This window comes from Pseudomonas deceptionensis, from assembly GCF_900106095.1.
GTDB lineage: Bacteria > Pseudomonadota > Gammaproteobacteria > Pseudomonadales > Pseudomonadaceae > Aquipseudomonas > Aquipseudomonas deceptionensis.
Map to the genome: position 1 here is coordinate 1,589,152 of NZ_FNUD01000002.1, position 25,433 is coordinate 1,614,584.

A 25,433-nucleotide genomic window follows, 5' to 3' on the forward strand; every position below is an offset into this window, starting at 1 on the left:
GGTTTGGGCAGGTTGTTACTTGTTACCTTTGTGCCCGGTTTTGTACCGGTGTGCCCTATCGATGTGCGGGCGTGGTAGCAATGTCAGGCAGTCGGGTTGCAGGGGGAGATTCAGTCCGCGGGCAACAAAAACCGTCCGAGTACCGGCAAGTGATCCGAGATGGTCAGGGTGTCTTCCTGGCGCACATAACCTTCAATGCGCTGCAGTTTCGGGCTGTAGAAGAGGTAGTCGAGGGTGCGGTCGGGCTCTTCGGTGCCCTGGGCGTTGGGGAAGTGGGTCAGCCACAATTCGCGGTCGATGCCGGTGGCTTCAGGGTTGCTGGGGATCATCGGGTACTTTTCCCAGAGCAGGTGCAACTCGCTGTCCGGTGAGTAGCCCAGCCGCACGGGGGCGGGCAAGCGCAAGAACTGGCCTATGGGCAGTAAATTGAAATCCCCCCCGATCACCCACGGCGTGCCCTGGCTTTCGAGCCTGTCGGCCAGGGCCGCCACGGCCTTCATTTGCTGGCGCAGGTTGCTGTTGTTCAGGGCGGGGGCATCGAGTTGCGTATTGATCGCCGCCAGTTGCCCGCCGTCGTTGAGCGGCAGGTAGTTGACCAGCAGTGCAGGCTTGGGCTGGAACTGGCGGCTGATGAAGTTGGCCTCGGCCACGGGCAATTGCAGTCGCTCGGCGTGTTCGATCTGGTAGCGGCTGAGGGTGACCAGTGTGCGTCCGACGCTGCCGAAAATATGCCGGTCGGGCACAAAGTCCGCCTTCCAGGTAAACGCTTGTGTACTGCACGGGTAAAGGTCGATCAGGCGCTCTTGCAACAGGGCCAATTGATCCTGGTAGGCGCTGGCCTTGGCGTTGTTGTCGACCTCTTGCAGCAGCACCAGATCAGGGCGCTCGTCACGAATGACCCGTGACACTTCATCAAGGCTGAAGGCCATGTCATCCCGTGTAGGGCGGGTGTCGGGGCCGCTGCCGTCAGCCAGGTTGTACCAGAACACATAGCGCTTGCCGGCCAGGTACTGAATGTTCCACGTCATGATCTTGAGCGCCTGGCCGGGTACCAGCACGGGGGCCGTGATCGGGCAGGTGAGAGTCAGGACTTCTTTGGCATTGGGGCGCCACGTAACGCTGTAAATCAGGCATGCCAGCAGCGCTGAGATCAACAGCAAACCTTTGACGGTGCGGCGCAGGAAACGTGGCATGGGCTCGACTTATGACGTTACAAAGAGTGACCGAGCATACTCGACGGCAGCTCGGCACCCCAAGGTTCTGCGTTTAGGATTAGTTGTTTTTACTTGTCGGATTTTTCGCTAAGCAACATAAATAAACGGAAAAGAACTACAGAGACAAACAACTGCAAAAAGCTGTTGGCACTGTCCAGTACCAGTGAGAGCAGCGTGTTGTCCTCTTTGACGAACAGAGAGTAGCTGAACTCCTTGAGCAGCATCAGTGGCCCCAATACGGCCAGTATGCAAACGAAAATCCGCCAGAAATGACCCCGGCTCAGGGTGAAGCTCGCTTTCATGGCCGCCAAGGGAGCGTCGCCGCGCAATACCAACCGGTACTCCGAAAAGGCCAGTACGACGGTCAGGAAAATACCGGGGATAAAAAACATCGACAGCCCGAGCACGATCAGCAATGTACTGATTGCCGAGAGCAGGGCGAACCGGGGCCACAGGTTGAGGGCCATCGCCAGCAGGTCACGGTTGCGCGGGCTTTCGCCCCGGCTGCGGGCATCGAGAAACAGGATCAGGGCCGCGGTGTACACCGGGTACAGGAGCAACCCGACGATCAAGCCATAACCTGGCGACGGATCGGGGCCCACGGCGTTATCAACGATGTGCTGCAACACCGCCTCAAGGATGACCAGCGGCAAGCACAGCATTACGATCTGGCTCAGATTGCGCTGGAAGAAGTACAGGGAGTCACGAATAACAGTCAGCGGATTCATTGGCAGTTGTCGGCGTTAAAAGCGATGCGCCACTTTAACCGATGAGAGGCGGTTATGAATAAATGTTAACGACGAGGCTTTTTACGCCGCCCGGCGAGGCGTCGATGAACGCCGGGCGGTTTATCCGCGCAAACCCTCGACAGGCTGGCATACTGCGGCCTTGTTTTTCAGTCGCTTGCCCGCTTGCCCGGGCATCATGAGGTTTGCCGGTGAAAAAAATTGCGGTCTTCGCGGATGTGCAGAACCTCTACTACACGGTTCGCCAGGCCTATGGCTGCCATTTCAATTACGCCGCCCTGTGGGCTGATATCACCAAACGCGGTGAGATCGTCGAGGCCTACGCCTACGCAATCGACCGGGGTGACAGCAAACAGCAGCAGTTTCAGCAGATCCTGCGCAACCTCGGCTTCACGGTAAAACTCAAACCCTATATCCAGCGCAGCGATGGCTCGGCCAAGGGCGACTGGGACGTGGGCATCACCATCGACATCATGGACGTTGCTGCCAATGTGGACGAAGTGGTGCTGGCTTCGGGTGATGGCGATTTCGACCTGTTGCTCGAACGCATTGCCAGCAAGCACGGGGTTGAAACCGTGGCCTATGGCGTGCCCGGCCTGACTGCCAACTCACTGATTCGCGCTGCCAGCCGTTACGTGCCGATTGAAGGCAATTTGCTGCTCAAGTAACCCCCCACTTTTTACAGGATTGACCAGGTTTGGAACGCATCGCGGTTATTGACTTTGAAACCACCGGCATCTCCCCGAGCAGCAGTTGCCGGGCCACCGAAATTGCAGTGGTGATTCTTGAGCGCGGGCATATTGTCGAGCGTTATCAAAGCCTGATGAACGCGGGCGTTCGCGTACCGGGGTTTATTGAGCAATTGACCGGCATCAGCAACGCCATGCTGCGCACCGCGCCTTCGGCCGAGCAAGTGATGAACGAGGTTAACGAGTTCGTCGGCATCACACCGTTGCTGGCCCACAACGCGGCCTTTGACCAAAAATTCTGGGACTTCGAAATGGGCCGCATCAAGCGCACCCGTTTGCAGAACTTCGCCTGTTCCTTGCTGCTGGCGCGACGCCTGATGCCGGCGGCGCCCAACCACAAGCTGGGCACTCTGACGACCTTTGCCGATTTGCCCCACACAGGGCAGGCTCACCGGGCCATGGCCGATGCGGAAATGGCGGCTAACCTGACCGCCTATCTGGCCCAGCAACTGCGTCAGAAGCACGGCTTGAAAGAGCTCAATCACGACCTGCTGTGTGGTTTGCAAAAAGTCCCGGCGGCGAAGGTCAACGAGCATCTGAAGCGTTATCGCGGGTTTTGACAGAGGCCCTCACCCTCTCCCGGAGGGAGAGGGTGAGGGTGAGGGGCTTTTGCTCTTCAACAAAAAGTGTACGGCCCCTTTTGGTGCGTTCTGTTACTTATTATTTCGTCCCTCCTTGTCTAAACTCGCCAGTCCCCTGCCTTTGCCCTTGAGCTGCCTTCATGCCTGCCGCACGTCGTTTTCCGCTACAACTGATCGGTGCTTTTTTTGCCTTGTACGTGATTTGGGGCTCGACCTATCTGGCCATCCGCATTGGCATTGAATCCTGGCCGCCGTTGATGATGGCCGGGGTGCGGTTTCTCATCGCGGGCAGTTTGATGTATGCCTTTATGCGCTGGCGTGGTGCCCCCGCACCCACTGCCGTGCAGTGGCGTTCGGCCGCCATGATCGGCTTTTTGTTGCTGGCCTGCGGCAATGGTGGCGTGACCCTGGCCGAGCATTCGGGTGTGGCCTCCGGCGTCGCCGCGCTGGCGGTGGCCACCGTGCCGTTGTTCACCTTGCTGTTCGGCTACTTCTGGGGTGCACGCAACACCCGCCTCGAATGGGCGGGCATCGCCTTGGGGCTGGTCGGCATCGGCATGCTCAACCTGGGCTCCAACCTGCAAGCCAGCCCAATCGGCGCCGCGATGGTCATTTTTGCCGCCGCCGCCTGGGCGTTTGGATCGGTATGGAGTCGTCACCTGCCGCTTCCGGCCGGGCCAATGGCCAGTGCTGCCGAAATGCTCACCGCCGGAGCCATGCTGCTGGCAGCCAGCCTGCTCAGTGGCGAACGCATGACTCAAATGCCGACCGCCGCTGGCTGGGGCGCGCTGATCTATCTGGTGTTCTTCGGCTCGATCATCGCTTTCAGCGCCTATATGTATCTGCTGAAAAACGTGCGTCCGGCCGCAGCCACCAGCTACGCCTACGTCAACCCGGCCGTTGCGGTAATGCTGGGCATTGCATTCGCAGGCGAGAGCATCGGTTTTGAAGAGTGCCTGGCGATGGCGGTCATCATCAGCGCCGTGGTGTTGATCGGTTTGCCGCAGTGGCGCAAGCAGAAACCCGTGTGAATTAGGGTAAACTGCGCGCCATTGCAACTTATGCACCCCTGCGCAGACCTTTTTCGACGGTATCCCCATGACATTCGCCACCCTTGGCCTGATCGAACCCTTGCTGCGCGCCCTTGAGACGCTCGGCTACAAGACCCCAACCCCGGTTCAGGCCCAAGCGATCCCCGCAGTACTGGCTGGCCGCGACCTGATGGCAGCAGCCCAGACCGGCACCGGCAAAACCGGCGGCTTCGCGCTGCCGTTGCTGCAATCGCTGACCATGGAAGGCCCGAAAGTCGCCAGTAACATGGTGCGTGCACTGGTACTGGTGCCGACCCGCGAACTGGCCGAACAGGTTCACGAGAGCATCCGCCAGTACGCCGAGCACCTGCCGTTGAGCACCTATGCGGTGTACGGCGGGGTCAGCATCAACCCGCAAATGATGAAAATGCGCAAAGGGGTTGATGTCCTGGTTGCCACGCCGGGTCGTTTGCTCGATCTGTATCGTCAGAAGGCGATCAAGTTCACACAACTGCAAACCCTGATTCTTGACGAAGCTGACCGCATGCTTGACCTCGGTTTCACCGAAGAGCTGCGTGATATCTATCGAGTCTTACCGAAAAAGCGCCAAACCCTGCTGTTTTCGGCGACCTTTTCTGACGCGATTCGGCTGTTGGCCGAGCAGATGCTCGACAACCCGCTGAGCATCGAAGTCAGCCCGCGTAACGTGGCCGCCAGCAGCGTCAAACAATGGATCATCCCGGTCGACAAAAAGCGCAAGCCAGAGCTGTTTTTGCACTTGCTGCGCACCCAGCACTGGAAACAGGTGCTGGTATTCGCCAAGACCCGCAACGGTGTGGATGAGCTGGTGGGCAAGCTGCAAGGCTTGGGCATTAACGCGGACGGCATTCATGGCGACAAGCCCCAAGCCACGCGTCAACGTGCTCTGGACCGTTTCAAGGCCAGCGAAGTACAGATCCTGGTGGCGACCGATGTTGCCGCCCGTGGTCTGGATATCGAAGACCTGCCGCTGGTGATCAACTTCGACATGCCGATCGTGGCTGAAGACTACATTCACCGCATTGGTCGTACCGGCCGTGCCGGGCAGAAGGGCGAAGCGATTTCGTTTGTCTGTGCTGACGAAGTGAACATGTTGTCGGCAATCGAGATGCTCACCCGTCAGACCTTGCCGCGCCACGAAGAGCAAGACTTCGAGCCGGAGCACCGTGTGCCCGAGACAGATGCCTCGGGTCAGGTGATCAAAAAGCCGAAGAAGCCAAAAAAACCTAAGACCTCAGGCGGTGGCGGCAAGCGCAACCTGGGCAAGTGGGTGGATAGCGGCGAAGCGGCACCGGTCGAGCCATCGGTCAAGCCTGTGCGTAAAGTGCCTGTGTTCAACACCGGTCCGCGCAAGCGCAAGCCTTAAGGTCGACGCCGACCCTGGCGCAACTTAAAACTGTGGGAGCGAGCCTGCTCGCGAACAGCCTTCGCGAGCAGGCTCGCTCCCACTGGCCCCCTGGCCAGGATCAGTGCTGCGCTTTCAGCCAGCTTAAAACCCCCAACCCTGCGGCGCGGCCACTGGCAAAACAGCCTGTGAGCAAGTAGCCGCCGGTGGGGGCTTCCCAATCAAGCATTTCGCCCGCACAGAACACCCCCGGCAAAGCTTTAAGCATCAGGTTTTCATCCACAGCCTCAAACTTCACCCCACCGGCGCTGCTGATGGCCTCGTCCAGCGGGCGGGCCTTGATCAGCTTCAGTGCCAGCGCCTTGATGGCCTTGGCCAATTGCGCCGGGTCGTTGAAGTGTTCGGCTGGCGCCAACTCGCGCAATAAAGCGGCTTTCACGCCATCAAGCCCCAACTGGCTGTGCAAATGCTTGCTCATCGAGCGCGAGCCACGCGGCTTGGCCAGTGCGGCCTGAACTTTATCCACAGGCTTGTTTGGCAGCAGATCGATCAAGATCGTCGCTTCACCCTGTTGATTGATCGCTTCACGAATCGGCGCCGACCAGGCGTAAATCAAACTCCCTTCAATCCCGCTGGCGGTAATCACGCACTCGCCCAAGCGCGGCGTGCTGTGCTCCAGGGCAATGGCGATGTTCTTGAGGGGCGCGCCGGCAAACTTGCTGCGCAGCACCTCGCTCCAGCCCGCCACATCAAACCCGCAATTGCTCGGCTGCAACGGCGCCAGTTCGACGCCACGCTCGGCCAGCAATGGCATCCACGCGCCGTCCGAGCCCAGACGGGCCCAACTGCCGCCGCCCAGTGCCAGCAACACTGCGTCAGGCTTTAACTGTTTTTCGCCTTCCGGGCTGTCGATGCGCAGCTGGCCATCGGCTTGCCAGCCCAGCCAGCGATGGCGGGTGTGGATAACTACGCCGGATTCGCGCAAACGTTTTAGCCAGGCGCGCAGCAGGGGCGCAGCTTTCATATCGGTAGGGAACACCCGGCCCGAGCTGCCGACAAAGGTTTCGATACCCAGTTCGTGAATCCACTGGCACAACGCATCGGCATCGAAGGCGCGCAGCAGGGGCGCCATATGCGGCGCGCGCTCGGCGTAGCGCGACAGGAATGCCGGGTAGGCTTCGGAGTGGGTGATATTCATGCCGCCGACCCCGGCCAGCAAAAACTTGCGGCCCACCGAGGGCATGCCGTCATACAGATCAACCCGAACGCCTGCCTGGCTCAACACTTCGGCGGCCATCAAGCCGGCCGGGCCCCCGCCAATAATGGCGACGTGACGGGAAGGGGAGGGAGTGGAGTCAGTCATGGCAGGGCTGCAAATCGGCGAAATAAGCTGCGCATTCTACCTGACTGTGCCAAACCCTGTAGCCGCTGCCGCAGGCGGCGATGGGCTGCGAAGCGGCCCCGCTCTTTGAAGGCCCTTCGGACCTTATCGCAGCCTGCGGCAGCGGCTACAGGATTTAATCGGCTTGCGCTGTACGAAAAACATACAGCATCCTGAGAGCTATACACCCCGTGGCCTGCAAGGGCTTTCACTCAGGTTATCCACAGGCAGTTCCACAGGCATTGTGGGTAAAAAATCACAGCTTAATGACAACCCGATGACAGCCAGACCTTCTGCGCACTGTGATGCAGAATCCCGTGCCGGCGCGCCAGGGCCTTGCGGTCTTTGCTGTAACCGCCACCAATCACCCCGACCACTGGAATATCGCGGCCCAGACAGTGGCGCATCACGCTCTCGTCACGGGCGCCAACGCCTGCATCGGTCAACTTCAAGTAGCCCAGGGCATCGTCCTTGTGCACATCGACCCCGGCGTCATACAGCACAAGGTCCGGCTGATACAGCGGCAGCAGGTAATTGAGCGCCTCGTCGACCACTTGCAAATACTCGGCATCGCCCATACCCATGGGCAGGCCGATGTCCCAGTCACTTTGCGCTTTGCGCGCCGGAAAGTTCTTTTCGCAGTGCAGGGAAACGGTAATCGCATCGGGCGTATGTTCAAGGATTCGTGCCGTGCCATCACCTTGATGCACATCGCAGTCGAAAATCAGCACCCGGTTTACCCGGCCACTTTCCAGCATGTAGCGGCTGATGATCGCCAGGTCATTGAAGATGCAAAAGCCTGCCGGGTGATCGTAGTGCGCGTGATGGGTGCCGCCGGCCAGGTGGCAGGCAAGCCCGTGCTCCAGCGCCTGCTCGGCGGCCAGCAGCGACCCGCCCACCGCGCGAACGGTTCGCCGTGCCAGTGCTTCGCTCCAGGGCAAGCCCAGGCGGCGTTGATCCTCGCGGGCCAGTTCGCCGGCCATATAGCGTTCGATATAGGCACGGTCATGGGCCAGCGCAAGGATATCCACAGGGCACAGTTCGGGGCGCAACAGGTCCGCATCGCGGGTCAACCCGGACTCGACCAGGTGGTCGCGCAGCAGACGGAACTTGTCCATCGGGAAGCGATGCTCGGCCGGGAACTGCGGGCTGTAGTCATCGTGGTAAATCAACGGTACAGGCATAGGGATTTCACGTCGGAACGAGCGCTGGATATTACCAGCGCTGTACACTTACAACATGTGAAAAGCCCGGTAACAAATCGGAGAGGACTGATGGAGCAGATTCAAGAGCTCGAAAGTGCCCGTTTGCACTTACGCCCCTGGCGCGACACAGATTTGCCCGAGTTCGCGGCAATGTGTGCCGACCCTCAGGTGATGCGTCATTTTCCTGCCCCCTTGAGCCGTCTTGAAAGTGCAGCGCTGATTGGCCGGATACGCGGTCACTTTGCCGAATACGGCTACGGGCTTTGGGCTCTGGAGCGCAAGGACACAGGTGCCTTTATCGGTTTTACCGGGTTGATGAATGTCACGCTTGAAGCCTCGTTCGCCCCGGCGGTTGAAATCGGCTGGCGCCTGGCGCCCGAACACTGGGGCCTGGGTTATGCCAGCGAGGCGGCCTGGGCGGCGTTGCGCTGTGCCTTTGACCGGCTGGCCCTGGATCAGGTGGTGTCGTTTACGAGCCAACTGAACCTGCCGTCGCAAAAAGTGATGCAGGCCATCGGCATGCAGCGTGATCTGGACGGCGACTTTGAGCATCCAAGGCTACCTCAGGGCCACCCCCTGAGGTCCCATGCGCTGTACCGCATTACGCGGGCACAGTGGCTGGAAACCCTGCACGGCTAAGCAGGTGTAGAGCGGCGCAAGCCGAAAATTTTGACCTGCGTAACGAAGATTACGACGGTATTGCTTTGTGTGAGGAGAATCTCGATGAGCCAAGTGTTGGATGATCTGGTCAATTTGCTGACCCTGGAACCGATCGAAGAGAACCTTTTTCGCGGCAGCAGCCAGGACTTGGGTTTTCGCCAGCTGTTTGGTGGTCAGGTGCTCGGGCAATCGTTGTCGGCCATGAGCCAGACGGTTGAAGACGCCCGCCATGTGCACTCGATGCATGGCTACTTTTTGCGTCCGGGCGATGCCAGCCTGCCCGTGGTGTATCAGGTTGACCGGGTGCGTGACGGCGGCAGCTTCAGCACGCGCCGGGTGACCGCGATTCAGAAGGGCAAGCCGATTTTCACCAGCAGCGCTTCGTTTCAATACGACGAGGGTGGTTTTGAACATCAGAACCCGATGCCCGACGTTGTAGGGCCGGAGAATCTGCCTTCGGAACTCGACATGATTCGCCAGCGTGCGCACTTGATTCCTGAATCGATGCGTGAAAAGTTGCTGTGCGCCAAGCCCATCGAGTTCAGGCCGGTGGTGGGCGAAGACCCGTTCAACCCCCAAGTCACCGACCCGATCAAATACGTGTGGTTCCGTGCAGATGGCACGCTGCCCGACTCGCCGGCGCTGCACAAATACCTGCTGGCCTACGCGTCGGACTTTGGCCTGCTGACCACCTCGTTGCTGCCCCACGGCAAAGGCGTGTGGCAAAAGGATATGCAGGTCGCCAGCCTCGACCACGCGCTGTGGTTCCACGCCGACCTGCGTGCCGATGACTGGTTGCTGTACGCCATGGACAGCCCGTGGGCCGGCAACTCGCGCGGGTTCTCCCGTGGCAGCGTCTACAACCGCGCGGGCAAACTGGTCGCGTCGGTCACACAGGAAGGCTTGATTCGCCATCGCAAGGACTGGGCATGACTCTCAAGGATATAAAGCACTGGGTTTTCGACATGGATGGCACCTTGACGGTCGCCGTACATGACTTCGATTTTATTCGTGAGTATCTGGAGATTCCCGCGCAGGCAGACATCTTGACCCACCTCGCCAGCTTGCCGGCCGATGTGTCAGCCGCCAAACATGCCTGGTTGCTTGAGCACGAGCGCGAGCTGGCGCTGGCTTCAACCCCGGCGCCAGGCGCTGTCGAGTTGGTGCGTGAGCTGGCCGACAGGGGCGTGCGCCTGGGCATCCTGACCCGCAATGCCCAGGAACTGGCGCATATCACGCTCAAGGCGATAGGCATTGCCCAGTATTTTGAAGCCCACGATGTGCTGGGTCGCGACAATGCAGCGCACAAGCCAGACCCGGACGGCCTGCTGCAATTGGCCCGGGCGTGGGCGGTAGAGCCATCAAGGATGGTGATGGTGGGGGATTATCGTTTTGACCTGGACTGCGGCCGCGCGGCGGGTAGTAAAACCGTACTGGTTAACGTGCCTGAAAACCCGTGGCCGGACCTGACCGACTGGCATGCCAAAGACTGCTTTGAGCTGCGCCAGTTGCTCGGGTAACGGAACGTAGCCCGTGGGAACGAGCCCGCTCGCGAAGGCATCACCGCGATCATTCGGATAAACCGCGTCGTCTGCATCGCGAGCAGGCTCGCTCCCACAGGATCTCGGGTGGTTAAAGCCGTGCAGCCGAAAAAGTGTCGCACTGGTTGATATTGCCTTGAGCGAAACCGACCTTGAACCACTTGACCCGCTGCGCCGAAGTGCCGTGGGTAAAGGAGTCGGGAACCACGCGGCCCTGACTTTGCTGCTGCAGGCGATCATCGCCAATGGCATTGGCCGCCGCCAGGGCGTTCTCAATGTCACCGGGCTCCAGCCAGTTCAGGCGTTTTTGCGCATGGTTGGCCCAAACGCCGGCCAGGCAGTCAGCTTGCAGTTCTTGGCGCACCAGCAGCCCGCCATCGCCTTCCATGCGCTTGCCCTGTTGGCGGGCCATCTGCATTTTCGACGACACACCCAGCAGGGTTTGCACGTGGTGCCCAACTTCATGGGCAATCACATAGGCTTGAGCAAAATCGCCCCCCGCCTTAAAGCGCTGAGTCATCTCCTGGAAGAAACTCATGTCCAGATAGACCTTCTGGTCTGCCGGGCAGTAAAACGGCCCGCTGGCGGCCGACGCAAAGCCGCAGGCGGAGTTCACCTGGCCGCGAAACAGCACCAGCGTCGGGTCTTTGTAGGTGCGGCCCGCCTGCTGAAAAATCTGGCGCCAGGTGTCTTCGGTATCCCCCAGAACCGCCCGTACAAACTCTGCTTGCTGGTCGTTGGTGGGCGGCGTGTGCCCGGCTTGCTGAGTGACCTGGGGTGAAGATTGATCGGTGAGCTGGCCACTGAGTTGCCCGAGGATTTGCATGGGGTCCTGCCCGGTCAACAGACCGATGCCCACAATCACCACCACGGCCATCAGGCTCAGCCCCTTGCCGCCCCCGATGCGCATTCCGCCACCACCACCCGTGCTTTGATCGCGCACGTCTTCGACATTGTCGCTACGTCGGCCTTTTTTCCAAAGCATGGGGTAATCCTCTGATAAATCCTGTGTTCAAGTGTTGTTGCTGAGCCGCGACATCGCCAGTCCGGCTGTCAGACGCTTCTGGGGCGACAAAAGAGTATGGCATTCACAAAAGCAGGGATGAGGCGTTAGTGTCAGCACTGCAGACACTATTTCCAAAAGCTCTCGACAGTGTTGAGAGCTTTTGTATCCCGTTAAAAAGACCTGAACGCCTTAATTCAGTTCCGGGCCTCGGACTGAAGTGGTTGAATACGGCACGCCGATCCCCGCCCCGGAGTTGTTAGCCCTGTGAACATTGATACCCGCATCAAGTACCGCCACCTTGTGTGCTTTCTGGAAATGGCACGCCAGGGCAGTCTGGCGCGGGCGGCGGATGTGCTGGCGGTGAGTCAGCCCGCGATGTCCAAAACCCTCAAGGAGCTTGAGGAACTGCTGACGGTCAGCCTGTTTGTGCGCAGTAAAAGCGGGATCAGTCTGACCGAGGCCGGTGTGGCCTTCCTGCGGTATGCAACGCCTTCGGTGCAGGCGTTACGCGAAGGGGTCAATGCCTTGCGCGGCGGCGAGTATGTGGGGGGCACAGTGCGTCTCGGTGTGCTGTCGACGGTGGAAAGCCTGCTTATCCCCGAACTGGTAAAGCGCCTGCATGCACGGCATTCGTCGCTAGTGGTGAGTGTGGTGACCGGGCCCAGCGCGTATCTGTTGTCGCAATTGCGGGTAGGCGATGTCGATCTGGTAGTTGGCCGCATGACTGACAGCCCGGAAATTCAGGGTATGAATTTTGAACACCTTTACAGCGAGTCCATGACCCTGGTGGTGCGCGCGGGTCATCCCCTGACTCAAGTCCCGCTGGACCGCAACCTGCTGCAAAACTACCCGCTGGTACTGCCGCTGGCCAACACCACCATTCGCGCCTTTGCCGACAGCCTGTTTGTGCAGTGCGGCATCAGCCAGTCCCGCCAACGCCTTGAAACGTTGTCGATCACCCTGAGCCGGCGTTACGTGCTGAGCAACGACGCGGTATGGATTGCGCCGCTGGACGCCGTGCGCCTGGACCTGGCCAGTGGCGAGCTTCAAGAGGTCGACCTGGGTCAGCGTGAGCCGGGCGGCTCAATCGGGATTTGCAGTAATGCCCACGTCCCCATGTCGGTGGCTGCGCAGGGGTGTGTCGCTGTGCTGCGTGAGTTGGGCCAGGCGTATTGTGAGGAGGTTTATCCATAACCAAATGGTTATGGTTGGCCCCGGCCTTTTCAGTAGTCCTTCACCTCGTGTTGTTTGAAACTGGGCGCCAGCCCTATAAAAACAACAGGAGATCGACATGTCTGATGCAGACAGCCGGCGCTTTGTCATCCGTGACCGCAACTGGCACCCCAAAGCCCTGACCCCCGATTACAAAACCTCCATTGCCCGCTCCCCGCGCCAGGCGCTGGTGAGCATCCCGCAATCGGTCAGTGAAACCAGTGGCCCTGACTTTTCCCACCTGAAATTCGGTAAGTTCGACAACGACCTGCTGCTCAATTTCAACAACGGTGGTTTGCCGATCGGTGAGCGGATCATCCTGGCGGGTCGGGTGCGCGATCAGTACGGCAAGCCGATTCCTCACACCCTGGTTGAACTCTGGCAAGCCAATGCCGGTGGCCGTTATCGCCACAAGAACGACCGCTACCTGGCGCCGCTGGACCCAAACTTTGGCGGGGTGGGCCGCACCCTGACGGACAGCGAAGGCCATTACAGTTTCCGCACGGTAAAGCCTGGGCCCTACCCTTGGCGTAACAGGCCAAACGACTGGCGCCCGGCGCATATTCACGTTTCTATCAGTGGCCCCTCGATTGCCACGCGGCTGATTACCCAGCTGTATTTCGAAGGCGATCCGATGATCCCGATGTGCCCGATCGTCAAATCGATTGCCAACCCTGATGCCGTGCAAAGCCTGATTGCCCGGTTGGACATGGGCGCGGCCAATCCGATGGATTGTCTGGCGTATCGTTTTGACATCGTGCTGCGCGGTCAGCGCAAGACTCACTTCGAAAACTGCTGAGGAGCCCCGTCATGCCTATCGAACTGCTACCGGAAACCCCATCGCAAACCGCTGGCCCCTATGTGCATATCGGCTTGGCGCTGGCTGCGGCCGGCAACCCGTCGCGACCTGAAGAAATCTGGAGCGAGATGGCCAAGCCTGACGCTGCGGGCGAGCATATTGTGCTGTTTGGCAACGTCTATGACGGCAATGGCCATCTGGTGCGCGACTCCTTTCTGGAGCTGTGGCAAGCCAACCATGAAGGGGTGTACGACGAAGATTTTGATTCAGAAAAAGCCTTCAACAGTTTCGGCCGTACCGCGACCACCTTCGATGCGGGTGAGTGGACGCTGAGCACCATCAAACCGGGCGTGGTCAATAACGCTGGCGGTGTGCCAATGGCGCCGCACATCAACGTGTCGCTGTTTGCCCGTGGCATCAATATCCACTTGCAGACCCGGCTGTACTTCAGCGACGAGCCAGAGGCGAACGCCAAGTGCCCGGTGCTCAACCTGATCGAGCAGCCACAGCGCCGAGAAACCCTGATCGCCCAGCGCTGCGAAGTGAATGGCAAAACGGCCTACAAGTTTGATATCCGCATTCAGGGCGAAGGTGAGACGGTGTTCTTCGACTTTTAAGCGCACGAGAAACCAGCGTAAACTGTGTAGCCGCTGACTCGCGGAGCGAGGCTGCGATCGAGCGCGAAGCGGTCGTATATGGGTGAGCGCGTTATTACCTGAAAAACCGCGTTCTCTGAGTTTACGAACGCTTCGCGCTCGATCGCAGCCTTCGTACCTCGGCAGCGGCTACGAGCTCGGCTGCAGTCGCCAGCCCAATACCCGGGCGTTGGCGTGTAATACATCCAGCGGCGCGTTGCGGTCGATCAGCAAGGCGGGGATAAGGCAGTCGATGGCGGTGAGGGGGATATACGGTGAGTTATTCATGGGTAAATCTCTTGAAGTTCAGGTTTTAGCCACCTTATTTCGTCGCCAAACGAGAGCGGGTGGCCGCTGTGCGCGGGTTGGCGAACCGGAAACCTCAAGAAACCCGGCAGATCCTAAGATCTCCCACGCACAGCTGCCATAAAGCTCAGCGAGCAAAATACACGCTCAGCCATATATAGCAATTACGCAGTACATTGAGGTAATTCCAGGTCGCCAAACCCGGCCGCCTGTTTGGGCGAGCGCTGACTATAGGCGTCGCCCCGCCGCCCCAGCAATTGGCAAACCTGTGGGAAACATCAGTAAAACCGGTGGGGCTGTCTCGATGCGGAAAATCCAGTGGGAGCGAGCCTGCTCGCGAAGGCCATTCGCGAGCAGGCTCGCTCCCACATGGTTCAGGCCCGTGCGCGCCGCTGCTGCCACGCCGCCGCCAGGCCGCTGACACAAATGATGACGATGCCGACCCGGCTCGCCAGGTCAGGCGTATGGTCGAAAAGTAACCACCCCAACACCCCGGAAAACACGATCTGGCAATAGCTGAACGGCGCCAGCAATGCCGGTGCCGCGAAGCGAAACGATTGCGTGAGCAGCAAGTGCGCCGTCATGCCCAAGCTGCCCAGTGCCAGCATTTGCAGGCCGTGGGCCAGTGTCGGCGTTTGCCAGAAGAAGGGCACCAGCGCACTCATGACCAGTACATTGAACAGCCCGGCAAAGAAGTTACTGGTGGTGGGGCTGTCATACACGCTGAGCTTGCGGGTGAGGATCTGGTAGCAGCTGAAACACAGCGCCGCCGCCATCGGCAACAACACCGCAGGCGTGAACAGTTCGCCCCCCGGGTGAATGATGATCACCACCCCGATAAACCCGCACACCACGGCCAGCCACTGCCCGCGAGTCACCGTCTCGCCCAGCAAGGGCCCGGACAGCGCTGCCACCAGCAGCGGCGCCAGAAAGTTAACCGCCGTGTTTTCGGCCAGAGGAATAAACAGCAACCCATAGGTAAAAAACAGCCCCGAACCCAGCAGGCAAATTGCCCGCAGAACTTGAAGAAGAGGCCGTTTGCTACGTAATACCCGTAGCCCTGACTGCGGCAGAAAGATTCCCGCCATCAGCAGGGTATGCACCAGATAGCGTGCCCACACCACCATCACCACCGGGTAGAAGCCGCTGAGGTATTTGGACAGCGCATCGTGGCTGGAGAACAGCGCCGTGGCGGCCACAATCAGCAAGATACCCTTCAGGGGGTGGTTAACCCCCGAGAGGGGGGTGGGCAATGTCATCGAGTACCTCACTGTGTGGCTGAGTGCAGAGATTTCAGCGCCTTGCTTGGCCCAGGAGGTTGCTTAGACCTGCGGGATTTTTCGCGGAGCCATGAAGTACATCCACACTAACGCAATGAAGTACATCGCAGGAATCATCGTGAACAACAGGGTGTAATTGTTGTTCGTGACGGTCAGCACATAGCCCACAAACTGGGTCATAAACATCCCGCCAATGGCTGCGCACATCCCGCCAAAGCCGAACACGGTGCCCATCATGTGTTTGGGTGTGTAGTCCATCACCATGCTCCACACGTTGGCAGTCCAGGCCTGATGCGCGCCGAGTGCCAGAGCGATGGCGCCCACGGCGACCCACAGCTCGCTGGAGCCGGCAGCCATGACCACGCCGATAATGCTGATGGCGCACAACAGCATCGACACCAGCCGCGCCTTGACCGCAGCCATGCCGCGCTTGATCAGGACTGAAGACAGAATCCCGCCCCCGATGCTGCCGAAATCGGCGGTGATGTAGATGATGATCAGCGGGATACCCATCTGGGTCACGCTGATGCCCAGGTTGTATTGCTGGTTCAGGAACGGTGGCAACCAGTACAGGTAGAACCAGAACACCGGCGCGGTCATGGCGTAGGACAAGGCGAAAGCCCAGGTACCGCGCATCTTGATGATGGTGGCGAATGAAACGGTGGTTTGCTCAGGCTCTTTCTCTTGCTGGATGTATGCCAGTTCTTCCTTGGTCACGGTCGGGTGTTCTTCAGGGTTGTAGTACTTCAAACCCCAGAAGATCAGCCAAATACCGCCCAGTGCCGCCATCCCCAGAAATGCTGCCTGCCAGCCCCATACATGCAGCACCAATGGCAACAGCATGGGCGTGAACATGGCGCCGACGTTGGTCCCGGCGTTGAAGATCCCGCTGGCCACCGCCCGCTCACTGGCAGGGAACCACAGCCGCGTGGTTTTCACGCAGGCCGGGTAGTTGGCGGCTTCGGTCAAGCCGAGGATAAAGCGGCAAATCATGAAGCCCGCAGCCGAGGTGGCCAGGCCGTGGGCGCCGGTGGCCAGGCTCCACAACAGCACGGCACAGAAGAACACGCGCTTGACCCCGACCCTGTCAATCAGGCGGCCTTGCAGCACGAAGCCAATGGCGTAGCCCACCTGGAACCAGAAGTTGATGTTGGCGTAATCCATCGCCGTCCAGCTCATTTCCTTGGCCAGAATCGGTTGCATCACCCCTAGGGCAGCGCGGTCGATGAAGTTCAGTGTGGTGGCGAAAAACACCAGTGCGAGCATGCCCCAACGGGTTTTGCCTGCCGCCATGGTGCCGCGAATCTTGTCACCGATACCCGCATTCGGAGCGTGGGCAGGCTTGGTGCGTGCAGTTTGAGAGGGGACCATGGTTTTTTACCCGTTTCTTGGAATTGTTATGTGGTGTCGTGGTGCATTTGACGCAAGTGATTCGGGTTTGATGGTGGCGAGTGGATAAAAAATCGTCAATTCAGGAGAAGGCATAGTGTTCGATAATCGCACGCAAAACTAACCAGTTGGTACAGATTGATTGCTCAATAATAGGGCGCCCTTAATAATCAAGCCATTAAGAAATGCCGTCGTCTGCAGTCTGCACCAATCCTGGGAGTTTTAAATGAAGCGTTCGATCGCCACTGTTTCCTTGAGCGGCACCCTGCCAGAGAAGCTGGACGCCATTGCGGCGGCGGGTTTTGACGGGGTCGAGATCTTTGAAAACGACCTGCTTTACTACGACGGCAGCCCGCGTGAAGTGCGCCAGATGTGTGCCGACCTGGGGTTGGCCATCAGCCTGTTTCAGCCGTTTCGTGACTTTGAAGGCTGCCGCCGTGACCGGCTGGCACGCAACCTGGACCGCGCTGAGCGCAAATTCGACTTGATGCACGAGCTGGGCACCGATCTGGTGCTGGTGTGCAGTAACGCCGCGCCCGACTCGGTAGGTGATCGGCAGATTCTGCTGGATGACCTGAGCCTGCTCGCCGAACGTGCGGGGGCGCGCAACCTGCGCATCGGTTACGAAGCGCTGGCCTGGGGCCGTCACGTGAATACCTGGCAACAGGTCTGGGATTTGGTGCGCCAGATCGACCACCCGAATCTTGGCGTATTGCTCGACAGCTTCCACACCCTGTCGCTCAAGGGCGATCCAGGCGCCATTGCGCAGATTCCCGGCGACAAGATCTTTTTTGTACAAATGGCAGACGCACCGATTCTGGCCATGGATGTTCTGGAGTGGAGCCGTCATTTCCGTTGTTTCCCAGGCCAGGGCGAGTTTGATCTGCCGGGCTTTTTGGCGCCGATCATACAAAGTGGCTACACAGGCCCCTTGTCGCTGGAAATCTTCAATGACGGTTTTCGGGCTGCTCCGCCGCGCGCCAATGCGGCCGATGGCTTGCGTTCGTTGTTGTACCTCGAAGAAAAAACCCGCGAGCGGCTTATCCAGCAAGCTGCCCCGGTCGCGACGCTTGAACCCCTGTTTGCGCCGCCTGAAGCCAGTCAGTACGACGGCATCGAGTTCCTCGAATTCGCCGTGGACGAAAGTCAGGGCGCGCAGCTGACTCACTGGCTCGAACGCCTGGGATTCAGCAAGGCCGGGCAGCATCGTTCGAAGAACGTGAGCTTGCTGCGCCAGGGCGACATCAACCTGATTCTCAATGCTGAACCCTATTCGTTCGCGCATAACTTTTTTGAGGCTCACGGCCCATCGTTGTGCGCAACCGCAGTTCGTGTGCAGGACAGCACCAGCGCTCTGGCCCGTGCCGTGGCTTACAAGGGTCAGCCCTATCGTGGGCTGGTCGGCCCCAATGAGCTTGAGCTGGCGGCGGTGCGCGCACCGGATGGCAGCCTGATTTATCTGGTGGACAAAGACGCTGCCGGCAAGCCGCTGTATGAGTCGGACTTCAACATCACGCCCACCCCGTCAGCTCAGGGCGGGCTCAAGCGCATCGACCATATGGCCATGGCATTGCCCGCCGATAGCCTCGACAGCTGGGTACTGTTCTATAAAAGCCTGCTGGATTTCGAGGCCGATGACGAAGTGGTGCTGCCCGACCCTTATGGCCTGGTAAAAAGCCGCGCGTTGCGTAGCCGCTGTAGCTCGATTCGCTTGCCGTTAAATATCTCTGAAAATAGAAATACCGCCATCTCACACGCCTTGTCGAGTTATCGCGGCTCAGGCGTGCACCATATTGCCTTTGAGTGTGACGACTTGTTCGCAGAAGTCAGCCGGGCAAAAGCCGCAGGGGTGCCGCTGCTGGATATCCCGCTCAATTACTACGATGACTTGGCCGCGCGGTTCGATTTTGATGATGAGTTCTTGAGCGAACTGGCCTATTTCAACGTGCTGTATGACCGGGATGCGCAGGGTGGCGAGCTGTTCCATGTGTATACGGAAGCCTTTGAAGGGCGTTTTTTCTTCGAGCTTCTGCAACGCAAAAGTGGCTATGCCGGCTATGGCGCTGCAAACGTACCGGTGCGTCTGGCTGCTATGGCCAAGTCGCGCAGTGGCGCGGTGCGTCAGGCAAAGCTTTAGGGCGACTTCCTTCATAGAGCAGGGCGCCCCATAATCGCGGGCATTCCAACATGGCCGTGAGCCTGAAATGACCAACACTCCAGAAGTCGACACCGGTGCCACGGCCCCGGTCGTCGAACCGCGTAAGAGCCGTAAGAACAACCCCGAAAAGACGCGGGAAAATATCCTGCAAGAAGCGATTGTCGAGTTCGTGGAACAAGGGTTGTCGGGAGCACGGGTAGACGCTATCGCCGAGCGCACCAAGACCTCCAAGCGCATGATCTATTACTACTTCACCAGCAAGGAGCAGCTCTACGTCGAGGTGCTGGAGAAGTTGTACGGCGAAATCCGCAGCATCGAAGGTCGCTTGAACCTGGATCAACTTGAGCCGGTAGAGGCCATTCGGCGGCTGGTTGAGTTCACCTTCGACCACCACGACATGAACGCGGACTTTGTGCGCATTGTCAGCATCGAAAATATCCACAAAGGTGAGTACATCAAGCGTTCGGAAGGCATCAAGGCCATGAACGACACGATTGTGCATGCCCTGGAAAACATCCTGCGACGCGGTGTTGAACAGAAGGTGTTCCGTGGGGGCCTGAACCCGTTGGATGTCCACTTACTGGTCAGTTCATTCTGTTTTTATCGAGTGTCGAACCGGTACACGCTGGGTGAGATTTTCCAGGTCGACTTTTCCGATCTGCAGGTCAAGCAGCGTCAGCGCGAGATGATGTGTGACGCGGTGTTGCGCTATTTGCAGGCCTGAGCCGGCGGCATATTTCTGGAAATGAAATCCAATACCAATTGAAAATCATTCTCGACAAAAAGTAAGATAGCCGCCCCTTTCCTTCATGCTCAGGGAGTCGGTTTGTCGGATATGGATCTCAAAGGCTTGTTCCTCAAGCATGCCGGTACCCTGCGCGGGTACCTGGCGCGCAAGGTGCGAGACCCTCAGCTGGCCGCAGATCTGGTGCAGGAAAGTTTTCTGCGCATGGCCGAGCGTGGGCGCAAGGAGCACATCGACAACACTCCGGGCTATCTCTATCGCATCGCTGGCAACCTGCTGGTCGATCACATTCGCCAGGAAACCCGACGCAAGACCGACTCGGTCACCCACGAAGCGCTGGCGGAAATCGAAGATGAACTGGCAGGGCTGGAGGCCCAGGCGATGGCTGAACAACAGCGCATGGCTTTAAAACAGGCATTGTCCGAATTACCGGAACGCACTCAGGAGATTTTCCGCCTCAACCGCATCGAGGGTATGACCCATGCTCAGGTCGCGCGCCACCTTGAAATATCTGACAGCTCAGTGCAGAAACATCTGTCGAAAGCCTTGGCCTATGTCATGCAGCGCCTACAAGAGCCCGGGAATTAACTTTCATATTTGTAGATAAATGGCTTACTGAGTTTCGGTCAGCAAGACGTCACTGCTTATATATAACGAGAAATAGAGATTCACACCTGATGAGCCAAGGCCCCGAACAGCAGATCATTACTGAAGCGGCCGCCGAGTGGGCGGTGCGTCTGCACGCGGGTGCGTTGAGCGAAGACGCCCGGGCGCAACTGGACCAGTGGCTGGCAGCCGATGAGCGCCATGCCCCGGCGTTGCGTTTTGCCGAGCAGACCTGGGCAGCGTTGGGGGAGTTGGCGCTGGAGGCCAGGCCCTTGACGCATCGCCTGCCCCCGGCGGCGCCCCGTCCCGCACCGGTCACCCGCCGCCGGCGCCCGCTGCGTTGGGTCGGGCGTGCGGCGGGACTGTCGCTGGTGCTGGCCGTTGGCTGGATCAGCGGGCCGACAGTGCTGCTGCATATGCAGTCCGACTACCGCACGGGTGTAGGAGAGTTGCGCACTGTGCAGCTTGACGATGGCAGCTCGGTAGAGCTGGACGCCTCCAGTGCAATCAGCATCGACTACGACACCGACGAGCGCCGGGTCAGCTTGCTGGCAGGCTCGGCGGTGTTTGATGTGGCGCCGATGGGGGAGGCCGAAACCCGGCCATTTGTCGTGCAAAGCGCGGGCGGGCGAACCCGTGCGCTGGGTACGCAGTTTGTGGTCGGTCGTGAAAGCAGTGAGCAGGCGTGGGTCGGCGTGTTGCAGCATAGCGTTGCGGTCAGCTTGCAAGCCCCGCCGGCCCAGGGCACAGCGCAGCACACCCTCGAAGAAGGCCACAGCGTTCGTTACAGCGCGGAACACGGTATACAGGCATTGCCCGGCTTTGACCTGAGCGCAGCCACCAGCTGGCGCCGCGGGATGTTGGTATTTGATCGTCAGCCACTGGGGCAGGTGGTCGAGCAACTCAACCGCTACCGTCCCGGCCAGATCGTACTGGCAAACCCGGCCCTGGCCAGCCGACAGGTCAGCGGCGTATTCCGCCTTGAACTGCTCGACAGTGCCTTGCAAACCCTCACCCGGGAACTGCATATACAGCGCATAGAACTGGCGGGCATCAGCCTGATGTACTGACGATTACCCGGCACGAACCTGTAGTCGCTGCCGAAAGCTGCGAAGGGGGCCAGAGCCCCCGTTTTCTCGATCCCACGACTCTCCACCCCCTTTTTGAAAATTAATCGCAAAAACCCTTACTGACTTTCCGTTGTCTGCACGTCTTGCTATTGAGATTCATTCGCAAAGCAGTTCGTGCAGCCTGGGGAAAATAAAAATGATGGGTAGTCAGCGCAAAGGGGTGCAATCCGCGAGTCGGTTAGCCTTTGCTGTTCATGTCGCAATCGTTGCCATGTTCGCGTCGCAAGCGCCGGTGCATGCCGCCGAAAAAGTCAGCAGCGCCGTTCAGCAAGAGTTTATCGCCTTCCATATTCCGGCTCAGCCGCTGGACAAGGCGGTGCTGATTTTCGCTGAACAGGCCGGCCTTCAAGTGCTGTTCGACAGCCAGATGCTGCAAGGCCTGAAGTCCATAGCCCTCAACGGCGACTTCGGCGTACAGGAAGGCCTGGCCCGTTTATTGGGCAGCAACCCGGTGGAGTACCGCTTTACCGGCGAGCGTCAGGTCACCCTGACCCGGGTCAGTGGCGAACATAATGGCGCACTGGCGTTGGGCACTACCTCGGTAACGGCCAGCGAAGGCAATAGCGGGGATTGGGTGTACCAGACGCCTGAAGCGGTATCCGTGATTACCAGCGAGCAAATCAACAAGCGCGCCCCGCGTCACGCAGCCGACATGCTGGAGGAAACCCCGGGCGTCTACACCGCTGTCGATCAGCGTGACCCTGGCTTGTCGGTCAACATCCGGGGTGTTCAGGACTATGGCCGGGTCAACATGAACGTTGATGGCATGCGCCAGAACTTCAACGTCAACGGCCATCAGCATCGCAACGGTGTAATGCTGATTGATCCGGAAATGATCTCCAGTATCGAAATCGATAAAGGTACTCAGTCAGGCATGGGGGGGGCGGCGGTGCTGGGGGGGATCGCCACCTTCAAAACCCTGGAAGTCAGTGATTTTTTGAAAGAAGGCAAAGAGTTCGGCGGGCGTGTCCGGGCGGGTAGCGGCATTGGAGAGCTGGGTAACGGTACTTACTTCAATGGTGGCGGGGTGTTCGCCATCGGCAACGAGATTGGGGATGCCTTGTTTGCCTACAGCGAACGGCATTTCGGCAACTACCGCAGCGGGCGGCAAAACGCCGATAACCTGGGCGATGAGATCCGTGTCAAAAAAAGCCGCCGCGAAGCCTGGAACAACTGGCTGAACAATGAGGTGGGTGATTCGGGCAGCGTGACACGCTCGCAGATGGTCAAGTTCGGTCTCAATCTGCCCAACGATCAACGTGTGCAATTGAGTTATCTGAATACCGACAGCGACAGCAATGACTCATGGACCTACGCGATCAACAACGAGACGGACTATGAGTACAGAAGGCACAGTAAAAACAACCTTGGCACCGGCAACTACGCGCTGGATTACAGCTACAACCCCGACAGCGAACTGATCGACTTCAAGAGCAAGGTGTATTACGTCAGTACTGAGCTGGTGCGTTCCAATGCCGGGCATCAAACAAGCGAAGTGCGCAATAACTACGATCCCTACAAAGATTTTTTTCGCACGGATACCTGGGGAGTCCAAGGCGAGAACACCTCGCGCTTCAACTTCGATTCCTTCGGTCTGTTGAGCTGGAATTATGGCCTGGAGATGTACCAGGACACCTTCAAGCCCAAGACCAATAAAGTGGCGGCCTTGAGTGAGGTGGTCAAACCTTATGTTGATGGTGCCGACCCTTCTGGCAAACGCACCATGGCCAGCCTGTTCAGCAATCTGGAATACGATTACGACGGCTGGTTGACCCTCAATGGCGGCTTGCGGTATGACCGTTATCGCCTTGAAGGAAAGACGGGGATGACTCTCTACCGTCAAGAAATAATTCGGCATGAAAATGGTGTGCCGGTGGCCAATCTGGACCCGGCCAAACGCGTCGAAGACACGTATGACCTGGACCAAGAGAGCGGCAAGTTTTCACCGACTTTCGGTATTGCGATCAAGCCGGGCGTGGATTGGCTTCAGTTATATGCCCGCTGGGGTAAGGGTTGGCGTCCACCGGCAGTGACAGAAGTATTGATGACCGGTCGCCCCCATGGCGGCAATGCCCCTGAGCGAGTGTTTCCCAACCCCTTCCTCAAGGCAGAGGAATCCAGAGACTGGGAAGTGGGCTTCAATATTTTCAAAGAGTCGTTGTTTTTTAATAATGACCGGCTGGGCATGAAAGTTTCTTATTTTGATAACAAGATAAAGAACTTTTCGTTTATGCAATATGGTATCGCATTGCCGGAAACTTCAGGTGCCGCTAATTTTGGAGACCTGGCATACGTTAATAACTTGAATGGCACGCGTTTTCGCGGAATGGAGTACCAGCTGAATTATGACATGGGGCGTGTGTACACCAACTTGAGCTATACCCACATGATCGGCAGTAATGAGTTTTGCTCAAGTAACTATTATATGGGGGGTGCGAAAAAATCAGGTAAAACCCTGAGTTCTAAATATGAGAGTTACACACGACCTGATGGCACTAAAGGTTTGCGGAAGGCCAGGGAATACGAGTTTATGGATGATCCGGTTGCCAACGGTAAAGTGAGTTGTGGCGGAGTAATGGGCAGTGCAGCCTATATGCCTGCTGACCGAGGCTCAATGACTGTCGGAGCACGATTTCTTGAACGCCGACTGGACACAGGTATTCGTTTGCGCTACAGCCGTGGCAACGGTGCTGATATGAATGCGCATAATTACTACAATATCGAACAGGCGACATGGCCCAAATACAGTGTGTATGACCTGTATGCCAGTTACTGGCCGACGGATGATGTAAATCTAACCATGGTGTTGGAGAACGCAACGGATGAAGCCTACTTCGTTGCTATGGGTGATGCTAATAATTTAAGCCTGGCCCGGGGCAGAACATTAAGTGGGATGCTCGAATACAAATTTTAAAAGCAGTGACTCGTACACTGTTAAGAGAGTTTGCTCGTACTGGGCAAAAGCACACAGGTGTGTGCAAGTTGTCACCGAAACTATCAATGGAAGAAAGTAAATCATGACTATTTCTGTAACTTATAACTCTGCTGCGGGCGCTTTCTCTGTTCATGACGTTTTGACTGAATGGTCTACGGGTTTCCGTACCGCCGATCATGGCACCGCCCATACCGGTGGTTTCAACACCGGCGGCCGCGCAATGACGGGCGAGCAATATGCAACTCAGGGCGCTAACGGTTCGACCTACGCCTTTGTGGCTGAAAGCGACATGGATAACGGTTTGAATTATGTGTTCAACCCTAAGCTGTCTGCGGGCGACAACATGAACCACTTCCTGTGGGGCAGCCTGGATAATGTGCAGTTGGGTGAAGTGCTCGGCGGTGGTAAGGGCAGCGACTTTACGCTGGGCGACTACACCGCTTCCTTCAACGGCCTCGACCTGTCCGCCGCCAGCGATGCTGGCCGTGCTGGCAACGCTGTTCAGGACGTGATCTACGGCCTGATGAAAGGCGACGTATCGGGTCTGGAAGGCGTGCTCAACAACCTGCTGAGCGAGTTCAACCTGTCCGTTGATTCGACCTTCGACCAGCTGGCCGCTGCGGGCCTGGCTCACGCCGATGCACCGCTGGCGGCTGATATCAGCCTGGTGGGCGTGCAGGAAGTGGCTCAGGACTGGGCACTGGCGGCGTAACACCTGCTGCTCCCTGTAGCCGCAGCCT

The 25,433-nt window shown here is 58.5% G+C and carries 23 protein-coding genes and 1 pseudogene; 16 read left to right on the forward strand and 8 right to left on the reverse strand.

What is annotated here, in order from left to right; translation table 11 throughout:
* Positions 1–110 precede the first annotated feature (110 nt).
* Both BLW11_RS07235 and BLW11_RS07240 read right to left on the reverse strand, forming a co-directional pair.
* On the reverse strand, positions 111–1,193 hold the full coding sequence (locus BLW11_RS07235) for an endonuclease/exonuclease/phosphatase family protein (protein WP_048359337.1): 1,083 nt from the start codon (positions 1,191–1,193) through the stop codon (positions 111–113).
* Between the two features lie 89 nt (positions 1,194–1,282).
* On the reverse strand, positions 1,283–1,942 hold the full coding sequence (locus BLW11_RS07240; protein ID WP_048359336.1) for a YciC family protein: 660 nt from the start codon (positions 1,940–1,942) through the stop codon (positions 1,283–1,285).
* Positions 1,943–2,151: 209 nt separating this feature from the next.
* Here BLW11_RS07240 and BLW11_RS07245 point away from each other — a divergent pair, with 209 nt between their 5' ends.
* The 4 genes from BLW11_RS07245 (at position 2,152) to rhlE1 (ending at position 5,726) form a co-directional block, all read left to right on the forward strand.
* The gene (locus tag BLW11_RS07245) at positions 2,152–2,628 is read left to right on the forward strand and encodes an NYN domain-containing protein (RefSeq protein ID WP_048359335.1); all 477 of its coding nucleotides are present in this window, start codon (positions 2,152–2,154) and stop codon (positions 2,626–2,628) included.
* A gap of 29 nt (positions 2,629–2,657) precedes the next feature.
* Positions 2,658–3,269, forward strand: a complete 612-nt coding sequence (locus BLW11_RS07250) for a 3'-5' exonuclease (RefSeq protein ID WP_048359334.1) — start codon at positions 2,658–2,660, stop codon at positions 3,267–3,269.
* Positions 3,270–3,430: 161 nt separating this feature from the next.
* A complete protein-coding gene (yedA, locus tag BLW11_RS07255; RefSeq protein ID WP_048359333.1) occupies positions 3,431–4,321 on the forward strand; it encodes a drug/metabolite exporter YedA in 891 nt (296 codons plus the stop codon).
* Positions 4,322–4,388: 67 nt separating this feature from the next.
* Positions 4,389–5,726 (forward strand): RNA helicase RhlE1, encoded by a 1,338-nt coding sequence (gene rhlE1 / locus BLW11_RS07260; RefSeq protein WP_048359332.1) that lies wholly within the window; start codon positions 4,389–4,391, stop codon positions 5,724–5,726.
* Positions 5,727–5,826: 100 nt separating this feature from the next.
* Here the strand turns inward: rhlE1 and BLW11_RS07265 are convergent, their stop codons facing one another.
* On the reverse strand, positions 5,827–7,068 hold the full coding sequence (locus BLW11_RS07265) for a TIGR03862 family flavoprotein (RefSeq protein ID WP_048359331.1): 1,242 nt from the start codon (positions 7,066–7,068) through the stop codon (positions 5,827–5,829).
* Positions 7,069–7,349: 281 nt separating this feature from the next.
* Positions 7,350–8,270 (reverse strand): histone deacetylase family protein, encoded by a 921-nt coding sequence (locus BLW11_RS07270; protein ID WP_048359330.1) that lies wholly within the window; start codon positions 8,268–8,270, stop codon positions 7,350–7,352.
* A gap of 90 nt (positions 8,271–8,360) precedes the next feature.
* On the opposite strand from BLW11_RS07270, the gene BLW11_RS07275 reads away from it, so the two are divergent.
* The 3 genes from BLW11_RS07275 to BLW11_RS07285 all read left to right on the forward strand — a co-directional run bounded on the left by BLW11_RS07275 (position 8,361) and on the right by BLW11_RS07285 (position 10,471).
* Positions 8,361–8,930, forward strand: a complete 570-nt coding sequence (locus BLW11_RS07275) for a GNAT family N-acetyltransferase (protein WP_048359329.1) — start codon at positions 8,361–8,363, stop codon at positions 8,928–8,930.
* A gap of 84 nt (positions 8,931–9,014) precedes the next feature.
* Positions 9,015–9,884 (forward strand): acyl-CoA thioesterase II, encoded by an 870-nt coding sequence (tesB, locus tag BLW11_RS07280; RefSeq protein ID WP_048359328.1) that lies wholly within the window; start codon positions 9,015–9,017, stop codon positions 9,882–9,884.
* A complete protein-coding gene (locus BLW11_RS07285) occupies positions 9,881–10,471 on the forward strand; it encodes an HAD family hydrolase (RefSeq protein ID WP_048359327.1) in 591 nt (196 codons plus the stop codon). The genes tesB and BLW11_RS07285 overlap by 4 nt, the downstream gene beginning before the upstream one ends.
* 112 nt (positions 10,472–10,583) lie before the next feature.
* Here BLW11_RS07285 and ypfJ read toward each other — a convergent pair whose 3' ends face one another.
* Positions 10,584–11,477, reverse strand: a complete 894-nt coding sequence (ypfJ, locus tag BLW11_RS07290; RefSeq protein ID WP_048359326.1) for a KPN_02809 family neutral zinc metallopeptidase — start codon at positions 11,475–11,477, stop codon at positions 10,584–10,586.
* A gap of 285 nt (positions 11,478–11,762) precedes the next feature.
* Between ypfJ and pcaQ the strand changes: the two genes are divergently transcribed.
* From pcaQ to pcaG, 3 genes are all read left to right on the forward strand, one after another.
* A complete protein-coding gene (gene pcaQ, locus BLW11_RS07295) occupies positions 11,763–12,692 on the forward strand; it encodes a pca operon transcription factor PcaQ (RefSeq protein WP_048359325.1) in 930 nt (309 codons plus the stop codon).
* Positions 12,693–12,789: 97 nt separating this feature from the next.
* Positions 12,790–13,509 (forward strand): protocatechuate 3,4-dioxygenase subunit beta, encoded by a 720-nt coding sequence (pcaH, locus tag BLW11_RS07300; RefSeq protein WP_048359324.1) that lies wholly within the window; start codon positions 12,790–12,792, stop codon positions 13,507–13,509.
* Positions 13,510–13,520: 11 nt separating this feature from the next.
* Positions 13,521–14,126 carry a protocatechuate 3,4-dioxygenase subunit alpha gene (gene pcaG / locus BLW11_RS07305; protein ID WP_048359323.1) on the forward strand — a complete coding sequence of 202 codons (606 nt, stop codon included), beginning with the start codon at positions 13,521–13,523 and terminating at the stop codon, positions 14,124–14,126.
* A gap of 204 nt (positions 14,127–14,330) precedes the next feature.
* Here the strand turns inward: pcaG and BLW11_RS07310 are convergent.
* From BLW11_RS07310 to BLW11_RS07320, 3 genes and pseudogenes are all read right to left on the reverse strand, one after another.
* Positions 14,331–14,432, reverse strand: a pseudogene (locus BLW11_RS07310) (short-chain dehydrogenase); the annotation flags it as partial.
* A gap of 392 nt (positions 14,433–14,824) precedes the next feature.
* Positions 14,825–15,709, reverse strand: a complete 885-nt coding sequence (locus tag BLW11_RS07315; RefSeq protein ID WP_048359322.1) for a DMT family transporter — start codon at positions 15,707–15,709, stop codon at positions 14,825–14,827.
* A gap of 63 nt (positions 15,710–15,772) precedes the next feature.
* On the reverse strand, positions 15,773–17,101 hold the full coding sequence (locus tag BLW11_RS07320; protein WP_048359321.1) for an MFS transporter: 1,329 nt from the start codon (positions 17,099–17,101) through the stop codon (positions 15,773–15,775).
* A gap of 244 nt (positions 17,102–17,345) precedes the next feature.
* Between BLW11_RS07320 and quiC the strand changes: the two genes are divergently transcribed.
* The 6 genes from quiC to BLW11_RS07350 all read left to right on the forward strand — a co-directional run bounded on the left by quiC (position 17,346) and on the right by BLW11_RS07350 (position 25,405).
* A complete protein-coding gene (gene quiC, locus BLW11_RS07325; protein ID WP_048359320.1) occupies positions 17,346–19,256 on the forward strand; it encodes a 3-dehydroshikimate dehydratase QuiC in 1,911 nt (636 codons plus the stop codon).
* 67 nt (positions 19,257–19,323) lie between these two features.
* The gene (locus BLW11_RS07330) at positions 19,324–20,001 is read left to right on the forward strand and encodes a TetR/AcrR family transcriptional regulator (protein WP_048359319.1); all 678 of its coding nucleotides are present in this window, start codon (positions 19,324–19,326) and stop codon (positions 19,999–20,001) included.
* 102 nt (positions 20,002–20,103) lie between these two features.
* Positions 20,104–20,610 (forward strand): RNA polymerase sigma factor, encoded by a 507-nt coding sequence (locus BLW11_RS07335; protein WP_048359318.1) that lies wholly within the window; start codon positions 20,104–20,106, stop codon positions 20,608–20,610.
* 89 nt (positions 20,611–20,699) lie between these two features.
* Complete coding sequence (locus BLW11_RS07340; RefSeq protein WP_048359317.1) at positions 20,700–21,698, forward strand: FecR family protein; 999 nt, start codon at positions 20,700–20,702, stop codon at positions 21,696–21,698.
* 199 nt (positions 21,699–21,897) lie between these two features.
* Positions 21,898–24,672, forward strand: coding sequence for a TonB-dependent receptor (locus BLW11_RS07345; protein ID WP_193790176.1), 2,775 nt, complete (start codon positions 21,898–21,900; stop codon positions 24,670–24,672).
* Between the two features lie 103 nt (positions 24,673–24,775).
* Positions 24,776–25,405 carry a heme acquisition protein HasA gene (locus BLW11_RS07350; protein ID WP_048359315.1) on the forward strand — a complete coding sequence of 210 codons (630 nt, stop codon included), beginning with the start codon at positions 24,776–24,778 and terminating at the stop codon, positions 25,403–25,405.
* Positions 25,406–25,433 lie beyond the last annotated feature (28 nt).